General features: G+C 73.2%; 19 protein-coding genes. 15 read left to right on the top strand and 4 right to left on the bottom strand.

The genetic code is table 11. From position 1 onward, the window contains the following. Positions 1–23 precede the first annotated feature (23 nt). From KZX60_RS10075 to KZX60_RS10060, 4 genes are all read left to right on the top strand, one after another. Positions 24–563, top strand: a complete 540-nt coding sequence (locus KZX60_RS10075) for an NUDIX hydrolase family protein (RefSeq protein ID WP_248118053.1) — start codon at positions 24–26, stop codon at positions 561–563. Continuing rightward, the gene (locus KZX60_RS10070) at positions 560–1,465 is read left to right on the top strand and encodes a DUF6707 family protein (protein ID WP_248118051.1); all 906 of its coding nucleotides are present in this window, start codon (positions 560–562) and stop codon (positions 1,463–1,465) included. The genes KZX60_RS10075 and KZX60_RS10070 overlap by 4 nt, the downstream gene beginning before the upstream one ends. Positions 1,466–1,705: 240 nt before the next feature. Then, a complete protein-coding gene (locus KZX60_RS10065) occupies positions 1,706–2,266 on the top strand; it encodes a GNAT family protein (protein WP_248118049.1) in 561 nt (186 codons plus the stop codon). 91 nt (positions 2,267–2,357) lie between these two features. Then, positions 2,358–3,128, top strand: a complete 771-nt coding sequence (locus tag KZX60_RS10060; RefSeq protein WP_248118047.1) for a glutamine amidotransferase — start codon at positions 2,358–2,360, stop codon at positions 3,126–3,128. Positions 3,129–3,153: 25 nt separating this feature from the next. Here the strand turns inward: KZX60_RS10060 and KZX60_RS10055 are convergent, their stop codons facing one another. Continuing rightward, positions 3,154–4,080 (bottom strand): LuxR C-terminal-related transcriptional regulator, encoded by a 927-nt coding sequence (locus tag KZX60_RS10055; RefSeq protein ID WP_248118045.1) that lies wholly within the window; start codon positions 4,078–4,080, stop codon positions 3,154–3,156. A 102-nt stretch (positions 4,081–4,182) separates the two neighbouring features. Between KZX60_RS10055 and KZX60_RS10050 the strand changes: the two genes are divergently transcribed. The 4 genes from KZX60_RS10050 (at position 4,183) to KZX60_RS10035 (ending at position 10,908) form a co-directional block, all read left to right on the top strand. Continuing rightward, positions 4,183–7,221 carry a S8 family serine peptidase gene (locus tag KZX60_RS10050; protein ID WP_282442794.1) on the top strand — a complete coding sequence of 1,013 codons (3,039 nt, stop codon included), beginning with the start codon at positions 4,183–4,185 and terminating at the stop codon, positions 7,219–7,221. Positions 7,222–7,333: 112 nt separating this feature from the next. Continuing rightward, entirely contained in the window at positions 7,334–8,287 is a 954-nt protein-coding gene (locus KZX60_RS10045) for an ornithine cyclodeaminase family protein (protein ID WP_248118043.1), read from the top strand. Between the two features lie 40 nt (positions 8,288–8,327). Further along, entirely contained in the window at positions 8,328–9,692 is a 1,365-nt protein-coding gene (gene tgt, locus KZX60_RS10040; protein ID WP_248118041.1) for a tRNA guanosine(34) transglycosylase Tgt, read from the top strand. 274 nt (positions 9,693–9,966) lie between these two features. Then, a complete protein-coding gene (locus tag KZX60_RS10035) occupies positions 9,967–10,908 on the top strand; it encodes a very short patch repair endonuclease (RefSeq protein WP_248118040.1) in 942 nt (313 codons plus the stop codon). Positions 10,909–11,006: 98 nt separating this feature from the next. Here the strand turns inward: KZX60_RS10035 and KZX60_RS10030 are convergent, their stop codons facing one another. Further along, positions 11,007–12,221, bottom strand: coding sequence for an acyl-CoA dehydrogenase family protein (locus KZX60_RS10030; protein ID WP_248118038.1), 1,215 nt, complete (start codon positions 12,219–12,221; stop codon positions 11,007–11,009). 126 nt (positions 12,222–12,347) lie between these two features. Between KZX60_RS10030 and KZX60_RS10025 the strand changes: the two genes are divergently transcribed. Continuing rightward, entirely contained in the window at positions 12,348–12,953 is a 606-nt protein-coding gene (locus KZX60_RS10025; protein ID WP_248118036.1) for a TetR/AcrR family transcriptional regulator, read from the top strand. A 10-nt stretch (positions 12,954–12,963) separates the two neighbouring features. Here KZX60_RS10025 and KZX60_RS10020 read toward each other — a convergent pair whose 3' ends face one another. Both KZX60_RS10020 and KZX60_RS10015 read right to left on the bottom strand, forming a co-directional pair. Beyond that, entirely contained in the window at positions 12,964–13,599 is a 636-nt protein-coding gene (locus KZX60_RS10020) for an N-acetyltransferase (protein ID WP_248118034.1), read from the bottom strand. A gap of 98 nt (positions 13,600–13,697) precedes the next feature. After that, complete coding sequence (locus KZX60_RS10015; protein WP_010079505.1) at positions 13,698–14,021, bottom strand: putative quinol monooxygenase; 324 nt, start codon at positions 14,019–14,021, stop codon at positions 13,698–13,700. 149 nt (positions 14,022–14,170) lie between these two features. Between KZX60_RS10015 and KZX60_RS10010 the strand changes: the two genes are divergently transcribed. From KZX60_RS10010 to KZX60_RS09985, 6 genes are all read left to right on the top strand, one after another. Then, positions 14,171–15,379: a site-specific integrase gene (locus KZX60_RS10010; RefSeq protein WP_248118032.1), complete on the top strand. Its 1,209-nt coding sequence runs from the start codon at positions 14,171–14,173 to the stop codon at positions 15,377–15,379. Positions 15,380–15,415: 36 nt separating this feature from the next. Next, positions 15,416–15,814 (top strand): hypothetical protein, encoded by a 399-nt coding sequence (locus KZX60_RS10005; protein WP_248118030.1) that lies wholly within the window; start codon positions 15,416–15,418, stop codon positions 15,812–15,814. A gap of 111 nt (positions 15,815–15,925) precedes the next feature. Continuing rightward, a complete protein-coding gene (locus KZX60_RS10000; protein ID WP_248118028.1) occupies positions 15,926–16,174 on the top strand; it encodes a helix-turn-helix domain-containing protein in 249 nt (82 codons plus the stop codon). Then, positions 16,171–16,479 carry a hypothetical protein gene (locus KZX60_RS09995; protein ID WP_248118026.1) on the top strand — a complete coding sequence of 103 codons (309 nt, stop codon included), beginning with the start codon at positions 16,171–16,173 and terminating at the stop codon, positions 16,477–16,479. Before KZX60_RS10000 ends, KZX60_RS09995 begins: the two co-directional genes overlap by 4 nt. Further along, on the top strand, positions 16,476–16,763 hold the full coding sequence (locus KZX60_RS09990) for a hypothetical protein (RefSeq protein WP_248118024.1): 288 nt from the start codon (positions 16,476–16,478) through the stop codon (positions 16,761–16,763). Before KZX60_RS09995 ends, KZX60_RS09990 begins: the two co-directional genes overlap by 4 nt. Continuing rightward, the coding region (locus KZX60_RS09985; RefSeq protein ID WP_248118022.1) for a bifunctional DNA primase/polymerase at positions 16,751–16,985 on the top strand (235 nt) is incomplete at its 3' end. The genes KZX60_RS09990 and KZX60_RS09985, both read left to right, overlap by 13 nt.

Here is a 16,985-nt window from a genome sequence, read left to right as displayed (position 1 = left end):
CGGAACTCCGGTAGAACAGAGCCATGAGCGTGCGCACCCCCGACCCGAATCCGGGATGGCTGTCCGAGGAGGACCTCTACGAGGCCCGCCGACGGCTGCCCATGGTCTACGTGGAGGCGATCCCGGTGCGCCTCGACGCGCTCGGCTACGTCTCCGAGATCGGCCTGCTCTACGTGGCCGACGACGAGGGCCGCTTCCAGCGCACCATCGTCTCCGGCCGCGTGATGTACCGCGAGACGATCCGCGCCGCGCTCATGCGCCACCTCGAGAAGGACCTGGGCCCGCTCGTGTTCCCGCAGCTGCCGCCGTCGATCGTGCCGTGCACCGTGGCCGAGTACTTCCCTGCGCCGTCCGAGACGGGGCTGACCGACGACCGGCAGCACGCCGTCTCGATGGTCTACGTGGTGCCGGTGACGGGCGAGTGCAGCCCGCGCCAGGACGCGCTGGAGCTGACGTGGCTCACGCCGGACGAGGCACTGAGCGAGGACGTGCAGGCCGAGTTCATCGGCGGCCGCGGGAACCTGCTCCGCCAGGCGCTCGCCCACGTGGGCTGGGGGCGATGAGCGTGGCACCGGTCAGCGGCGGCTACCTCCGTCACCTCAAGGCCCAGGAGGTCCAGCCGGGCGACTCCTTCCTCACCCGCCGCGGCGAGCCCGCCCCGGCCGTGGCCTCCGTGCGCACCGTGCGGGACGACTTCGGCACGCCCGCACTCGTGATCGCCACCCTGGAGGGCGGCCGCGAGGTGAGGATCGCCCACGGCTCCGTGATCCGGGTGCGCACCGAGCGCCCCGAGGAGCGCAAGGCCGCGGCGGACACGGCCTTCTCCCCCGTGGACGCGGGCTCCCCCGAGTCCCGGATCGTGGCCGTCGGCCAGCGCCACCTGGACGACCCGGAGCTCGTGGCCACGGCCGCCCGCCTCTCCCACGGGCTGAACCTGCGCTCCGGATCCCAGCTCGAGGACCTCTTCGACATGGCCGCGCGCATGTACCTGCTGCACGAGGACGTGGAGGGCGCGCTGGCCACGCTCGGCCTGCTGACGAACCTGCCGTGGGACGGGGCCGTGGGCCGCTGGAAGTCCATCCAGGCCGCCCTCGCCCTGGCCGCGCAGATCCTGCGGGAGGAGGGCGAGCACATCACCGCCGCCAACCTCGGCAAGCGCCTCCTGGAGGCCGACGAGGTGCCCAGCGAACCCGGCCGCGCCGCCCGCGTGCTCGAGGTGCGCCAGCGCCAGCTCAACGCCCCGCCGCTGTACGAGCGGGAGATCTCCAAGGCCCTGCAGGCCCGGGACGCCGCCGCCGAGTTCCAGTGGCGCAGGGCCCGGTTCGCCCAGCTGCTCTACCTGCGGGCGCGCGGCGGCTCCGAGACCCTCACGGACGCGGACCTGGACTCGCGGATCTCCCGGGAGCTCGGGACGCTGCGTGAGCTGGCCCGCACGGTGGAGTCCAAGGCGGCGGCGGGACGCTGAGCGGGGCGTGCCCGGCCTCGTGGTCCCGGTCCGACGGGGCGAGGGTGACCGTCGACGGGAACGGGTTGACGTCGGCCCGGCGCACACAGGGCTCCCTTCGGGAGGGTCCGAGTGGGAAGAGAGCACCCGGGCGTCCGCGCGCGGCCGCGCAGCCCCGATTCCTGCGGGCGGCGTGAGACCGCGCGCAGGAGCATAGGCGCCACGCCACGCTCAGCACCGTTGTGGCGCTATGCTCCCGCCATGACTGGCCCCTCCCGCGCCCGGCTGCGCCCCCTGCGCTCCGCTGACGCCGCCGCCGTCCTCGCGGCCTTCCGCTCGGACCCCGTGGGCATGGCCCGGCAGGGGGAGGTGACGGACGAGGCCTCGGCCGAGGAGTACGTCCGACAGCTCCTGGACGCGCCGACCGTGGACGCAGCCGCCGTCATGGACAGCGCCACGGACACCCTGGTGGGGCTGGTCACCGTGGCGCGGGACGAGACGAACCGCGCCGGCTGGTTCGCCTACTGGCTGCACGCGGACTGGCGCGGCGACGCGATCATGGCGTGCGCGGCCGCCACGGTGGCGGACGCCGAGCTCGCCGAGGGCGGTCTCGAGCGACTCGAGCTCGGGCACCGCGCGAACAACCCGGCCTCGGGGGCGGTGGCCCGCGCCGCCGGGTTCCGCCACGAGGGCACGCAGCGCGGCCACTTCCTGATCGACGGCCAGCGCCATGACGTCCACCTCTACGGCCGGCTCGTCTCGGACCCCTCCCCCGAGCTGCGGCCCCTGCCCTGGGCCGACGACGCCCGCCCCTGGCGCTGACGGGACGCGGCCCGCGAGGCAGAGGGACACGCGCGGCGTCCCATGACGACGACCCGGCGCAGACCCGCCCGCGGCCGGTTAGTCTGCTCCGATGACCTCCACCCCGCAGCGCCCCTTCCTCCTGGTCCAGACGCGCCCCGAGGTGGACGCCGCGCTGGCCGAGGCCGAGGCCGTGCAGCGCCTCGGGGGCTTCGCGGACGGACAGCTGACCGCGATGCAGCTGGGCCGCGATCTCGGCGCCGCACCCGACGCCCGCCCCGACTGGGGTGACCTCCTGGCCCGGCACGCCGGCGTCATCCTGCCCGGCAGCCCCTACACCACCTCCGACCCCGAGGACACGAAGTCCGCGCTGCAGCGGCGCGTGGAGTCGGAGCTCGCCCGGATGCTCGAGGTGGTGCTCGCCGGGGACCGTCCGTTCTTGGGCTGCTGCTACGGCGTCGGCACGCTCGGGCGTCACGTGGGAGCGCTCGTGGACGGCACGTACGGCGAGTCCGCAGGGCCCGTCACGGTCACCCTCACGGACGAGGGCGCGGCAGACCCCCTCCTCGCGGGGATGCCGGCCGACTTCACCGCCTACGTGGGCCACAAGGAGGCCGTGACGCAGCTGCCGGAGGGCGCCGTCGTGCTGGCGTCCGGCGTTGCGTGCCCGGTGCAGATGTTCCGCCTCGGCGAGCACCAGTACGCCACGCAGTTCCACCCCGAGCTCGACCAGGCCGGGCTCCTGGAGCGCCTGCGGATCTACGCGCACCACGGGTACTTCGCCCCCGAGGAGTCCGATGCCACGTTCGCGCGCATCGCCGCGACGACCGCGCCCGAGCCGCCGCGGATCCTGGAGAACTTCCGGCGCGCCTACGAGGGCTGACGGGCCCGACGTCGGGACGGCCGGGTCACACCCAGCCGCGACGGGCGGCCTGCACCCCGAGCTGGAAGCGCCCCTCGGCGCCCATGCGCCGTGCGAGCTCAGAGACGCGCCGCTGCACGGTGCGGCGGGAGACCTCGAGCGATCGGGCCATGCCCTCGTCCGTCATCCCGGTGCTGAGCATCGCGAGCAGGCGGCGGTCGTGGGGGTCGAGCGCGCCGTGGTCCCCCGAGGAGACCGGGAGGGCCAGCTCCCACTGCTGCTCGAACAGACGGACGAGGGCGTCCACGAGCAGGGCGCCGCGCACCACGAGACCCTCCCCGGAGCCGGGGCTGGGGCCGACGAGTCCCACGAGCGCGACGGCGTCGTCCGCGATCAGGAGCTTGAACGGCAGGTGCGGCATGACGCGCCCCGTCTCGCCCGGCGTGGACCCGATCAGCTCCCATCGCTCGGGCGGTTCGCCGCGGAGCGAGTCGCCCTCGTAGATCACGCGCCACTTCACGCCCCGCGCGGAGGAGCGGGACTGCGCGGACTCGGGCAGCGGGTCGGCGTGGAAGTAGGGCCCGCGGTCGAAGCCGCGCACGGTGTGCCGCGCCGTGCGCGCGATCCCGACGGCGGCCTCCACGATCTCCGCGGCCCCCACCACCACGTCCAGCGACTCGCGCCCCGCGCCGGCACGACGTCGGAACTCGGCGTGCAGGGACTCGGCCGCCTCGCGCAGGGCGTCGGCCCGTGCCTGCGCTCGGTTCGCCTCGGCCGTCAGCGGCCGGTGCGGCGACTGGACCGCAAGGGACCCGTCGTCGTGCCGCCGGACGAGCCCGAGCGCCTCCAGGTGCGCGAGCGCGGCGGCGTCCACGTCATCGGTCCGGGTCTCGGGCCGCGCGAGGAGCGCGCGGAAGGCGGCGAGCTCCTCGGGGTCGAGGGCGGGGGGAGCGGCGTGGCGCAAGGGCGTCATGGCACGTTGACGCTACCTCACAGGGGTGCGTGATGCACCTCACGGTGGTGGGATGGCGGGAACGTCGCCCAGGCGCCGTCCCGTCACTCACGGAGGATCCTCATGACCCACTCGCCCACTCGTCGCCACCGCGCCCTCGGGGTGACCTCGGCCCTCGCCCTGGTCCTCTCCGGCGCCGCCGCCGCCGGGGCCGCCCCCGAGCAGGGCTCGGCCGCCCCCGATCCCGACGCGGTCACCGCCGTCACCGGGGCCGCGGCGGACACGTCCCGCACCGCGCCCGCCCCCGAGACCTTCGAGGACGGCGCCTACGTCGTCGTCCTGGCGGAGGCCCCCGTGGCCTCCTACGACGGCGGCACCGAGGGGTACGCCCCCACCCGCCCCGGCAAGGGCAAGGGCCGGGACAACGGCTTCAACCCCAAGAGCGCGAACGCCCGGGCCTACGCCAAGCACCTGACGAAGAAGCAGGACACGGTCCTCGAGCGCACCGGCGCCGGCGCCCCGCACACCCGGTACACCACCGCCCTCAACGGATTCTCCGGCACGTTCACCGCGCAGGAGGCTGCGGCCCTCGCCGCCGACCCGGCCGTGCTCGCCGTCGTGCCGGACGAGATCCGCCAGATGGACACCGTCTCCTCCCCCGACTTCCTCGGCCTCACGGGCAAGAAGGGCGTGTGGGCGGGGCTCCTGGGCAAGAAGGGCGATCAGGCGCAGGCCGGCCGCGGCGTCGTCGTCGGCGTGATCGACAGCGGCATCCGCCCGGAGGCCGCCTCCTTCCAGGACCGCGGCCACCCCGCCGCCCCCGCGGACTGGGCCGGCGGCTGCGAGACCGGTGACGCGGAGGCGTTCCCCGCCGACTCGTGCAACGACAAGCTGATCGGCGCCAAGTACTTCGTGCAGGGCTTCGGCGCCGCCCGCCTGGCCGAGGTCGAGACCCTCTCCCCGCTGGACGCCGGCGGCCACGGCACCCACACCGCCTCCACGGCGGCCGGCAACAAGGACGTGACCGCCACGGTGGACGGCCTCGAGCGCGGCACCGTCTCCGGCATGGCCCCGGGCGCCCACGTGGCCGCCTACAAGGCCTGCTGGGAGGGCGTCACCGGCGGCGGCTGCGCCACCTCGGACACCGTGGCCGCGATCGACGCGGCCGTGGCCGACGGCGTGGACGTCGTGAACTTCTCGATCTCCGGCACGAGCACCAACGTCGTGGACCCGGTGGAGGTGGCCTTCATGAACGCCGCCACCGCCGGCGTGTTCGTCGCGGCCTCGTCCGGCAACTCCGGCCCCACGGTCTCGACGACGGCGCACCCCTCGCCGTGGATCACCACCGTGGCGGCCTCGAGCCACGCGGTCTACGAGCACACGCTCGTGACCGGCGACGGCCAGCGCTTCATCGGCTCCTCCGTCACCGCCCCGCTGCCCGCCTCCACTGCCCTGGTCTACGCCGGCGACATCGCCGCCGCGGGCGCGGACCCCGCGAAGGCCGCCCTGTGCCTGCCGGGCACCCTCGACTCCGCGAAGGCGGCCGGGAAGATCGTGGTCTGCGACCGCGGCGAGAACGCCCGCGCCCAGAAGTCCACCGTGGTCAAGGACGCCGGCGGCGTCGGCATGGTGCTCGTGAACGTCACCGACGCCGGCCTCAACGCCGACCTGCACGCGATCCCCTCCGTGCACCTGGACCACACGGACCGCGATGCCCTGCTGGCCTACGTGCGGGCCGGGAACGCCACCGGCCAGATCCTGGCCACGAACGAGGGCACCACCACCCTGGTCCCCGAGGTCGCGGGCTTCTCCTCGCGCGGCCCGTCCCTGGCCGCCGAGTCGGACCTGCTGAAGCCGGACATCTCCGCCCCCGGCGTGGACGTGCTCGCCGCATACTCGCCGGAGGAGGCGGGCGAGGACTTCGCCTACGTCTCGGGCACCTCGATGTCCTCCCCGCACATCGCGGGCCTCGCCGCGCTCGTGAAGCAGGGACGCCCCGAGTTCAGCCCCATGGAGATCAAGTCCGCCATGATGACGACGGCGCGCGACCACGCGTCCGAGACGTCCCCGTTCGCGGGCGGCGCGGGCTTCGTGGACCCCACGACGATGATGGACCCGGGGCTCGTGTTCGACTCGGACCGAGAGGACTGGTTCGACTACCTCGCCGGCCAGGGCATCACGTTCGCGGCCACCGGCGAGCCGGTCTCCGAGAACCCGATCGACGCCTCGGACCTCAACGTCCCCTCGATCGCGATGGGCGAGCTCTACGGCTCGCAGACCGTGACTCGCACGCTCACCAACGTGGGTCGCTCCAACGGCGAGTGGACCGCGCACGTGGAGGGCCTCGAGGGCCTCGACGTCTCCGTCTCCCCACAGGTCATCAAGCCGCGCCGCGGGGCCGACGCGGACGTGGACATCTCCGTCACCGCCGCGGGCGCTCCCGCGGGCGAGTGGGCCACCGGCCACATCGTGTGGACCGGCCCGGCCGAGCAGCGGGTGCGGATCCCCGTGGTCGTGCGCCCCGGCGTCGCCGACGCCCCGGCCACCGTGACCGTGGAGCGGGACGCCGACTCGCTCGAGCTGCCGGTCGTCTCCGGCGTGGACGGGACCTTCACCACCCGCGTGAACGGGCTGACCCGCGGCGAGGAGCACACCGGCACCACGGTGCGCCGCCCGTTCTTCGACAAGGCCGACGCGGCCCTGACCGCTCACGACTTCGCGTACCCGCGCGGCTACCCCACCGTGCGGATCGAGGCCGAGACCGCCGCGCCCGACGTGGACCTGGACGTCTACGTGACGAGCTCGTGGTCCGGCTACCCCGTGGCCCGCTCCACGACGCGCGGCACCGGCACGGAGGTCTACCAGGGCCGGATCTACAGCTCGGCCCCCGAGCACCAGGTCCACGTGGTCGCGAAGCCGGGCGCGGACGGCCTGCCCTCCGACGCGCCGATCGACTACACGCTGCGGGTGTTCTTCCCGCAGGAGGGCGGCGGCGACAACGGCGTGCTGACCTTCGATCCGGCCTCCGCCGCGGTGAAGCCCGGAGAGACGCACGTCTTCCACGGCACCCTGGAGACCGACGGGGTCAGCCCCTACATGGGCACCGTGGACATCCTGCACGACGGCAGGGTGGTGGACACCACCACCGTGCGCGTGCAGTGATGCGCGGATGAGGCGGGCCCGCCGGCGAGAGCCGAGCGGGACCCCCGGAGACGAGGCGGCCCCCTGACGGGGGCCGCCTCTTCCGTGCCATCCCTTCCGTACCGTGGAGGCCATGACCGCGAACGACGTCCCCCCGTCCTCCCTGCCCTACGTCCCCGGCCCCGCCGTCCGCGCGGCGCTGACCCCCACGCAGGCCGTGGACGCCCTCGAGGCGGCGCTGCGCTCCGGCGTCGATCCGGAGCACGACGCCCCGCGCACCCGCCTGGACACCGCGCACGGCCAGCTGCTGCAGATGCCCTCGACGGCGGGCACGGACACCGGCACGAAGCTGCTGACCGTCTCCCCGGACAATCCCGCGCGGGACCGGCCGCTCATCCAGGGCGTCTACGTCCTCTTCGGCGGCGAGGAGCAGTCCCCGCGCGCGGTGATTGACGGGCTCGAGCTCACCAACCTGCGCACCGCGGCGGTCTCCGCGCTGGGTGTCCGGCTGATGGGGACGACGGCGCCGCGTCACCTCGCGGTGTTCGGCACCGGGGTGCAGGCGTGGGAGCACGCCGTGGCGTTCGCGGACGTGTTCACGCTGGAGCGGATCACGGTGGCCGGGCGGAACCGTCTCAAGGCCGAGGCCATGGCCGCACGGATCGAACGGGAGCTGGGCGTCGACGCGGACACCGGCGGCGCGGAGGCCGCCGCCGAGGGCGACGCGGTGGTGTGCGCCACGTCCGCGACCCGGCCCTTCTTCGACGGCGACCTCGTGCGGGACGACGCCGTCGTCGTCGCGATGGGCGCCCACACCCCGGACGCCCGAGAGCTGGACGACGTCCTCATGGGGCGCGGCTTCGTGGCCGTGGAGTCCCGGGACTCCGCCCTGCGGGAGGCCGGGGACGTGCTCCTGGCGATCGAGGCCGGCGCGCTGCGCGGGATCGAAGACGTGGCCACGCTCGCCGAGCTCGCGGCGGGGACGGCGCGTCGGCCGGCGGGCAAGCCCGGCGTGTTCGTGACCACGGGCATGCCGTGGCAGGACCTCGCGGTGGCCGTCGCCGTGGCCGAGCGCGCGGGGGCCTGAGCAGCCGCCCGCGCCGCACGCCGCCACTACGCTGAGACGCATGTCCGTCACCCCCGCACCTGCCTCCCGAGGGCGCCGCGCGCCGTCGTCGCCCGCCGCCGCGAGCGCCCCCGCCCATCCCACGCACTTCGGGTTCGAGGTGACCTCGCGCCTGGAGTCCGGGGGCGTCGACGGCGCCCCGCTGGGCCGCACCGGCGTGATCAGCACCCCGCACGGGCAGATCCAGACCCCGGCGTTCATCCCGGTGGCCACGCAGGCCACGGTCAAGGCCGTGCTGCCGGAGTCCATGAAGGAGCTCGGCGCGCAGGCCCTGCTGGCCAATGCCTACCACCTGTACCTCCAGCCCGGTGACGACCTCCTCGACGAGGCCGGCGGGCTGGGCGCGTTCATGAACTGGCCCGGCCCCACGTTCACGGACTCCGGCGGCTTCCAGGTGATGTCCTTGGGCTCCGGGTTCAAGAAGGTCATCGACATGAAGGGCCCGGACGCCCCGGCCGGCCAGGGCGCGGACGACGCCGTCGCCCCCGGCAAGGAGCGCCTGGCCAACGTGGACGACGACGGCGTGTGGTTCACGTCCCACCTCACCGGCGACAAGCACCGGTTCACGCCCGAGGTGTCACTGCAGATCCAGCACAACCTCGGGGCGGACATCATGTTCGCCTTCGACGAGTTGACCACCCTGCACAACTCCCGCGGCTACCAGGAGGAGGCCCTCGAGCGGACCCGCCGGTGGGCCCAGCGCTGCCTTGACGAGCACGCCCGCCTCACCGGGGTCCGTGCCGACCGGCCGTACCAGGCGCTGTTCGGCGTGATCCAGGGCGCGCAATACGAGGACCTGCGCCGCAAGGCCTGCCGGGACCTCTCCGCGATGCGCACGGAGTTCCCCGCGGCCGGGGAGCTGGACGCCGCGTCGAACGGCTTCGACGGCTACGGCGTGGGCGGGGCGCTCGAGAAGGAGAACCTCGGGACCATCGTCGGCTGGTGCGCGCAGGAGCTGCCCGAGGACAAGCCGCGACACCTGCTCGGGATCTCCGAGCCGGACGACCTCTTCACGGCCGTGGAGAACGGCGCGGACACGTTCGACTGCGTCTCCCCCACCCGCGTGGCCCGCACCGGCGCGTTCTACACGCGCGACGGCCGGTTCAACCTGCCGGGCGCGAAGTACAAGCGGGACTTCGGGCCGCTCGACGCCGAGTGCGACTGCTACGTGTGCGCGAACTACTCGCGGGCCTACATCCGCCACCTCATGAAGGCCAAGGAGATGGTGGCGCACACACTCGTCTCGATCCACAACGAGCGGTTCACGGTCTCCCTCGTGGACCGCATCCGCGCGGCCATGCAGGACGGGACGCTGCCCGATCTCAAGGCCGAGACCCTCGGCCGGTACTACGCCCCGAAGGGCTGAGGGGTGCCGGGTGCGCCGGCACGCTGCGGCGGGCGCGAGCCAGCACGCTGCGGCGGGCGCGAGCCAGCACGCTGCGGCGGGCGCGAGCCAGACGTTTCTGCTGTTCTGAGGGGGCTGTCACGACCGATTCGTCTGGCTCGGCGACGCTCGGACGCGTGGGAGACGTGAGCCAGACGATTCAGCGGCTCCTGCACAGAGCCGCCGACTCGGCTCGCCCTCCACGGCCCTCGCCGTCGCGGCGCCGGGTCCGCCCATGGAAAGAGAGGGTGGCGGCATGGTCGCCCCTCCTCCGCACGACGACGCCACCCTCAGCCCCGTCTTCCCGGTCGCCGCGGGGCTGCAGGCCGGTCTGACGGCCTCGCAGCTGCGCGGCCCCCGGTTCGACGCCCCGCACCACGGGCTGCGGCACACCGCCGGGGGTCAGCCCTCACTGGCCGACGTCGTCCGCGCCCTCCAGCGGACGAACCCCGGCACCGCGGCCACCCACGCCACCGCCGCTCGCCTCTGGGGGATGTGGCTGCCGCGGCAGTGGGAGCGCGGCCCCATCCATCTGGCGCGCACGCGGGCCGAGGGCGGGGCGCCGCGCCGCAGCGGCGTCGTCGGGCATGAGCTGCACCCGCAGGACCCCGTGCTGGTGCGCTCGGGGGTGTGGATCACGACGCCGGCCGCCACCTGGGCGGCGCTGGCGCAGCTGGGTCTGCCGTTGGACGACGTCGTCGCCGCCGGGGACAGCCTGCTGCAACGGGCCGACGGCCCGGCGGGCCGGCGTCGTCCCGGCGAGCATCCACGGTGCACCGTGCGTGATCTGGAGGCGGAGGTGCTGCGGGTGCGCGGCAGGCGAGGGACGCGGACCCTGCGAGCGGCCCTGCCGCTGCTCAGGGACGGCGCGGATTCGAGGGCCGAGACGCTCCTGCGACTGGCGCTGACCGACGCGGGTGTGCCGGAGCCGGAGGTGAATCCGCTGCTGATGCTGAGCGACGGGTCCACCGTCCGGCCGGACCTGGTGTGGCGGGAGGCTCGCGTCTGCGTGCAGTACGAGGGCGATCATCACCGGACGGACCCGCAGCAGTGGCGCCGTGACATCGAGCGCGACCGCCGGATGCAGGCCGAGGGGTGGATCGTGCTGCGCGTGGCCGCCAGCGTCTTCACACGGCGCGGCCTCGACGCCCTGCTGCGAGACCTCGCCGCCCACCTGCGGCTCCCTCTGCCGGCGTGAGCCAGACGAATCGGCCGCCGAGCCAGACGAATCGGCGGCAGGGGGGCGTGCGTACCAGCAGAAATCTCTGGCTCACGCCGCCCCCCGCTCGCGTCATCTCACACGAACGCGCCGACCCCCGTGATCTCGCGGCCGATGATCAGCCCCTGCACGGTCTCGGTGCCCTCGTAGGTGTGGATCGCCTCGATGTCCGCGAAGTGGCGGGCCACCTCGTTCTGGATGAGGATGCCGTTGCCACCGAGCAGGTCGCGCGCGTTCGCGGCGATGGACCGCGCGGCGCGCGTCGCCGAGTACTTGGCCAGGGACGCCATCGGCCCGGTGAGCCGGCCCTCGTCTTCGAGCCGGGTCGCGCGCAGCACGAGCAGCTGCACCTGGGTGAGCTGGGAGAGCATCTCGGCCAGGCGGGTCTGCACGCTCTGGGCGGCCGCCAGCGGCCGGCCGAACTGGACGCGCTGCCCCGCGTAGTGCACCGCCGCCTCGTAGCAGCCCACGGCCTTCCCGAGGGCGGACCACGCGACGCCCACGCGCGTGGCGAAGAGGACGCGGGAGGTGTCCTTGAAGGAGCGGGCCTCGGGCAGGACGTCGGCGTCGGGCACGAACACGCCGTCGAGGGTGATGTGGGCCTGGTCGATGGCCCGCAGCGCGACCTTGCCCTTGATGACCTCGGCCGTGTAGCCCTCGGACTCCTGGCGCACGATGAACCCGCGGACCTTCTCGTCCTCGGCGCTGCGCGCCCACACGACGGTCACGCCGCCGGCGGCCCCGTTGCCGATCCACTTCTTGTGCCCGTGCAGCCGCCAGCCGCCGTCGACGCGCTCGGCGCGGGTCTCCAGCGAGACGGAGTCGGAGCCGTGGGTCGGCTCCGTGAGGGCGAAGGCGCCGTAGAGCTCGCCGCGCGCCATGGCCGGCAGGTGCTCGGCACGCTGCTCCTCGCTGCCGCACAGCTGGATCGAGCGCATGGCCAGACCGCCCTGCACGCCCGTCATCGTGGCGATCGAGCCGTCCAGCCGCGAGAGCTCCATCATGGCCAGGCCCGCGGCCACGCGGGACACGTCGGGCAGCCCGGCGACGGGCACGCCGTCGCGCAGCAGGTCGGCCTGCCCCAGGCGGGCCACGAGGTCCAGCGGGTACTCGTGGCGGTCCCATGCCTCCCGGATCCGGGGCAGCACGTCCGGCTCGAGCGCGAAGGCGCGGGCCCGACGCCACACGTCCTTCTCGGCGTCGGAGACGTCCGCGAGCGCCAGGTAGAAGTCGGTGTCCAGCGGCGTGGCGACGTCGTACTCGGGCTCGACGGTGGGCAGGGTCTCGGTCATGGTGGCCTCCCGGGCGGGGTCGGAGAGATGGGTGTGTCTGTCATCACCCTACACCGACTGACACGCCATCTCACAGAATCAGACGCAGTCTCACCCCCTCTCCTCGTCCGTGGCACCATGGCCCGCATGACGACGCCCGCCGAGGACACCCTCACCGCCCTGATCCACCTGCTGGACCGCGAGGGCTACGACGCCGTCACGGCCGACCAGCTCGCCCGCCAGGCCGGCATGAGCCGGGCCAGCTTCTTCCGCCACCTCGGCGGGAAGGAGGAGGTGGTCTTCGCCGACCACGCAGCGCTGCTCGCCCGCCTGGACGACTTCCTGCGCGGCACCTCCCTCGGCGTGCGGGAGGCCCTCGAGGAGGCGGTCCTCCAGGTCTTCCGGCACCACACCGCCGATCCGGACCGCGCCCGGGCGCGCTCTCGCCTGCTGCGCGGCTCCCAGGCGCTGCGCACGCGCGAGCTGCTCACCTCGCACCGCTACACGGAGCTGTTCTCTGACTGGCTCGCCTCGGCCCTGCCGGACACGCCCGCGCGCGGCGGGGTCGCCGTCGGGCTGGCGGCGGCCGTGGTGGCCGTCCACAACCGCGCCCTGCGGGCGTGGCTCCACGCCCCGGCCGACGACGCCGAGTCCGGCCTGCGCACAGACCTCGCGGAGGTCATCGCGCGGCTCACGGCCGAGCCGGCCGAGGCAGAACGGACGCTCGCCGCCGTGCGTCGGCTCCTGGTCTGAGACCGGGCTCTCAGCGGCCGGCGACCTGCGCGTTCTCCGCCCCGAACGCGGGCGGGTAGCGGGACTCGCCGGCCGGCACCTCGGCCCCGTCCTGGAGCGTGAGGACCTGCAGCGCCTCGGGCTGCCGGGCGAAGGCCGCGCGCACGCCGTGCTCGGAGGCCCGGTGGAAGCCGAACTTCGCGTAGTACTCGGGCCAGCCGTAGACCACCACGACCGCCTCGCCGTCGGCCTGCGCCTTCTGCAGCAGGGCGTTGACGAGCGCGGTGCCGGCGCCCTCGCCCTGATGCTCGGGCAGGACGCCGTGCGGGGCGAGGGCGAGCACCTCGGCGTCGTCGATGTGGGCCCGGACCAGGGTGCCGTAGCCCATCGGGTCCGACTGCAGGTCCGTGCCGGGGATCGCGGCGGTCATGGCCACGAGGGAGTACTGGGGCAGCCAGCCCTCCGCGCCGCCGGCGAGCTCCTCGACGAGGTCGGCCTCGGCCGTGGACGCGAAGGCGAGCTCGGCGATCTGGCGGACGGCGCGGCGGTCCGCCGGATCGTCGTGATCGGCCTCGCGGGTGGACCAGCGGTGGCCGAGATCCTGGCCGGCAGGGACGTGGGCGGCGCGGTGGCCGGGGGTCTGGGTGCTGTTCTGCTCGGCGCTCATGCGCTCACCGTAGCCAGGGTGTGACCCCGGATACAGAGACGGCGCCCTGCGTCACGCTCGTGACGCGGGCGCCATCGCCTCCTCCGGCCGGGGCGGGCTCAGTCGATCTGCAGCTCGCCCATCGGGCCGAAGCCCTCCGCACCGACCTGCTCGGAGATGATCTGGGGCGTGCTCGCCAGCAGCGGCCGCATCGCGTCCAGGCCCTCCTGGAAGTGCGGGGACGCGACGTGGGCCTGCGCACCCTCGTCCGTGAACCCCTCGAGCAGGAAGTACTCGTTGGGGCCGCCCTCCACCGGGCGGTACCACTCGAAGAACAGGTTGCCGGGCTCGGAACGCACGTCCGCGGTGTACTTCGCGACGGCGTCCATCCACTCGTCGGCACGCTCGGGCTGGACGGTGAACTTCAGGTTGATGAGGATCATCTAGTCTCCTGGGCCATCTTTCCGGCCTGATGGCGCGGATTCAAGCGGATTCGTCTGGGTGGAGCTACCTCCACGGGTGTTCATGACTGCTCATAAGATATCATGAGACTAGTCACCTGCAACACCTAGAGACTAGTCACGGAGGGCGCATGGCGAAGGCACCCGCGAAGCTACCCACGGGCATCGACCGCCTCAGGTCGGGCAAGTACCGCGCGCGCATCTACGTGGACGGGCGCCAGCACACGCTGGGGAGCTTCCACACGCTGGGGGACGCCCGGGCCGCTCTCGACATCGCCCGAGGGGAGAAGGCGCGGGGGACGTTCACGCCGCCCGATCAGCAACGGGTCAAGGCGCGGGAGAAGAAGGCTGCCCCTCGTGGGGGCGTCACCGTCGCCGACGTGGCGGCGGAATGGCTGGCATGGGGCGAACGGGTCGGGCGCACCCGCCGGACCATAGAGGCATATCGCCACCGTCTCGACCTCTACATCCTCCCGGCGTTCGGCCCTCGCCCCATCGCAGACGTGACGGTGCACGACGTGGACGCCTGGCATGAGGATCTCGTGAACACGCGTGGGCCGGGTGCAGCACGCGCCGCCTATCTCGCCCTCTCTGCCTTGTTCACCTATGCCCGGGGCAAGGCCCGCGAGCAACGGCGCGACTTCACTCCCTATGTCTCCGAATCGCCCTGCCAGGTTCACGGCGCGGCGGCACATACCGCCGTCCGGAAGGTGGATCGGGAGGTGGCGACGCCGGAAGAAGTGGAAGCCCTCGCCTCATACATGCCGCCCCAGAACGAGCTGGCCGTGCTGCTGGCCGCGTGGTGCGGGCTACGGCGGGGGGAAGTCCTCGCCCTGCGCCGGAAGCACCTGGAGGTCGTGGGGGACGGCGACGACGCGCAGTGGTGGATCAAAGTGGAGAGGCAGCTACAGCGTGAGCGGGGCGGGGGTGTCTATGAGACCTCTCCCAAGTCTGAAGCGGGAGCCCGATACGTCCCAATCCCGCCGCGCCTCATTCCCCTCGTGCAGCGCCACCTGGACGACGACGCCGGACCAGGCCGGGACGGGCTGCTGTTCCCTCGCCGTCGCCGTGGTGCAGACTTCACCGCCCCGGAGACGTTCGCCTACCGATTCCGTGAGGCCGTCAAGGAGTTCAATGCCGACCGTGCCGCCGACGATCTGCCCACCCTGGACGGCTTCACCTTCCACATGCTCCGGCACACCGCGCTCACCCGCATCGGGGAGCGGGGGGCGACTCTCGAAGAGCTGCGGGCTTTTGCCGGCCACGCCTCATGGAAAGTCGTTCAGCGATACCAACACGCCTCACGCGACCGCCTGGCCGCGCTGGCCCGCGAACTCTGATTGGAGCACTGCCCCGTGAACGTCACTGCTGAACAGGTGTTCGCCCTCCTGCCCGCCGACCCTGCCGAGCGCCGGGAGCACGCGGCAGTGGTCTACCGCTGCAAGCGCGCGGGCTGCGTCATGGCCGAGGTCTACACCGCCCCCGGATTCACCCTCATTCACCAAGGCGAGTTCAAGGTGAGCCCGGCCCTAGACTCTGCCACCTCGACCCCCGAGGCCCGAGAGACGAAACAGGATGCGCGGGGGCGGTGGGAGGCGCGGACCTACTTTCTGCATGAGGCCGTGAATCCGGTGTTCTACTGCCGCCACATCTTCCATCTGTCCCTCCCGAACGAGCGGATCGAGGGGGACGTGAAGCGGCGCGCCGGGGCCGTCCGGCTCGACAAGGCCGACGCGGCATTCCCCCCGCCCACGGGCACCGCCGATCGCGCCTGAATGGACATGCCGCGTCACACTGTGTACTCTGACCGCGTAAGGCCCGCATTGTGATAGTGCGAACCCGGAAGGCGGCACCCCGGAAGAACCCTTGAAAGGGGCTTCCTAGCCATGCCTGTCCCGTCACTGTCGCACGCGGGCCGTTCTGCGTCCTGCACCCTTGAGCCGCACCTGACGCTCGCCGAAGTCGCCGAAATCACCGGCACCAGCCTGCCCACCGTCCGGCGCTGGGTCGCCCGGGGCGAGCTGCCGGCCTACCGTTTCGGCGCCCGTTCCCTGCGCGTCGATCCCGCCGACCTGCGCGCCATGCGGAAGCCGGTCACCCCCCTCGCCGAGATGCGGGGAGCTGATGCCCGTTGAGCGCCCCCACCGATTCCGCGCCGACGCTCGAACGAGCGACTAAGGCAACGCAGCTGGACCGCCGCCCCATCGCCCCCCGCGAGCTGGTGCAGCACGTCCGAGAGGCCCACGGGCTTCCCCGCCGCCGTGCCGAGTGGATCGCGCGCCAGTGCTACCGCGACCCGCGTACCGCCGCCGCCTACCTCCCCCTGGGATGGGTGGAGATGCTGCACCCGACCGTCACGACGTACCGCCGCCGCATTCCGCGCATGGTCGGCACGGGAGAGACGGGCCGGATGGATTTCCCCGGGGGTGCTGCCGCGTGAACCTGGACATGAAGAAGGGCCGCCCCGTCGCCCACGGAGCGGCCCCCTCGAAGAAGATCACCACCGTCATTCTACCCCGACCCGCCGACCTTTTGAACGGCGTTTTCGTGGTCCTCGTGGCCCGACAGAGCGCCGGAGAAGTCCGCTATCGCCGTTCGGTCTACTTCAACCTTCCCGCCGCCCAGCGCGCCCAGGATCGGGCCGTCGAGCGCGGACAGGCCGCGTCCATCACCCTGTGCAGGTTGACCCCGGTCCACGAGTTCGACGGCGGGTGGGCCTCTTGAGCGCCGCACTGATCGACGCCGCCCGTGAGCTGCACGCCCACGGGGTGAACGTGATCCCCGTCCGCGACGACGGCAGCAAGGCCCCGGCCCTGCGCGCCTGGCAGACGCACGCCACGACCGAGGATGACCTCGTGCAGTGGTTCGGCGGGGATGAGCCCCGCTACCGGGCTCTGGGGGCCGTCTGTGGGGCGCCCTCCGGTGGTCTGGAGCTGCTGGAGATTG

It is taken from the genome of Micrococcus sp. EYE_212 (genome assembly GCF_023147585.1).
Classification (GTDB): domain Bacteria; phylum Actinomycetota; class Actinomycetes; order Actinomycetales; family Micrococcaceae; genus Micrococcus.
This window is presented reverse-complemented; position numbering and strand designations above follow the sequence as displayed.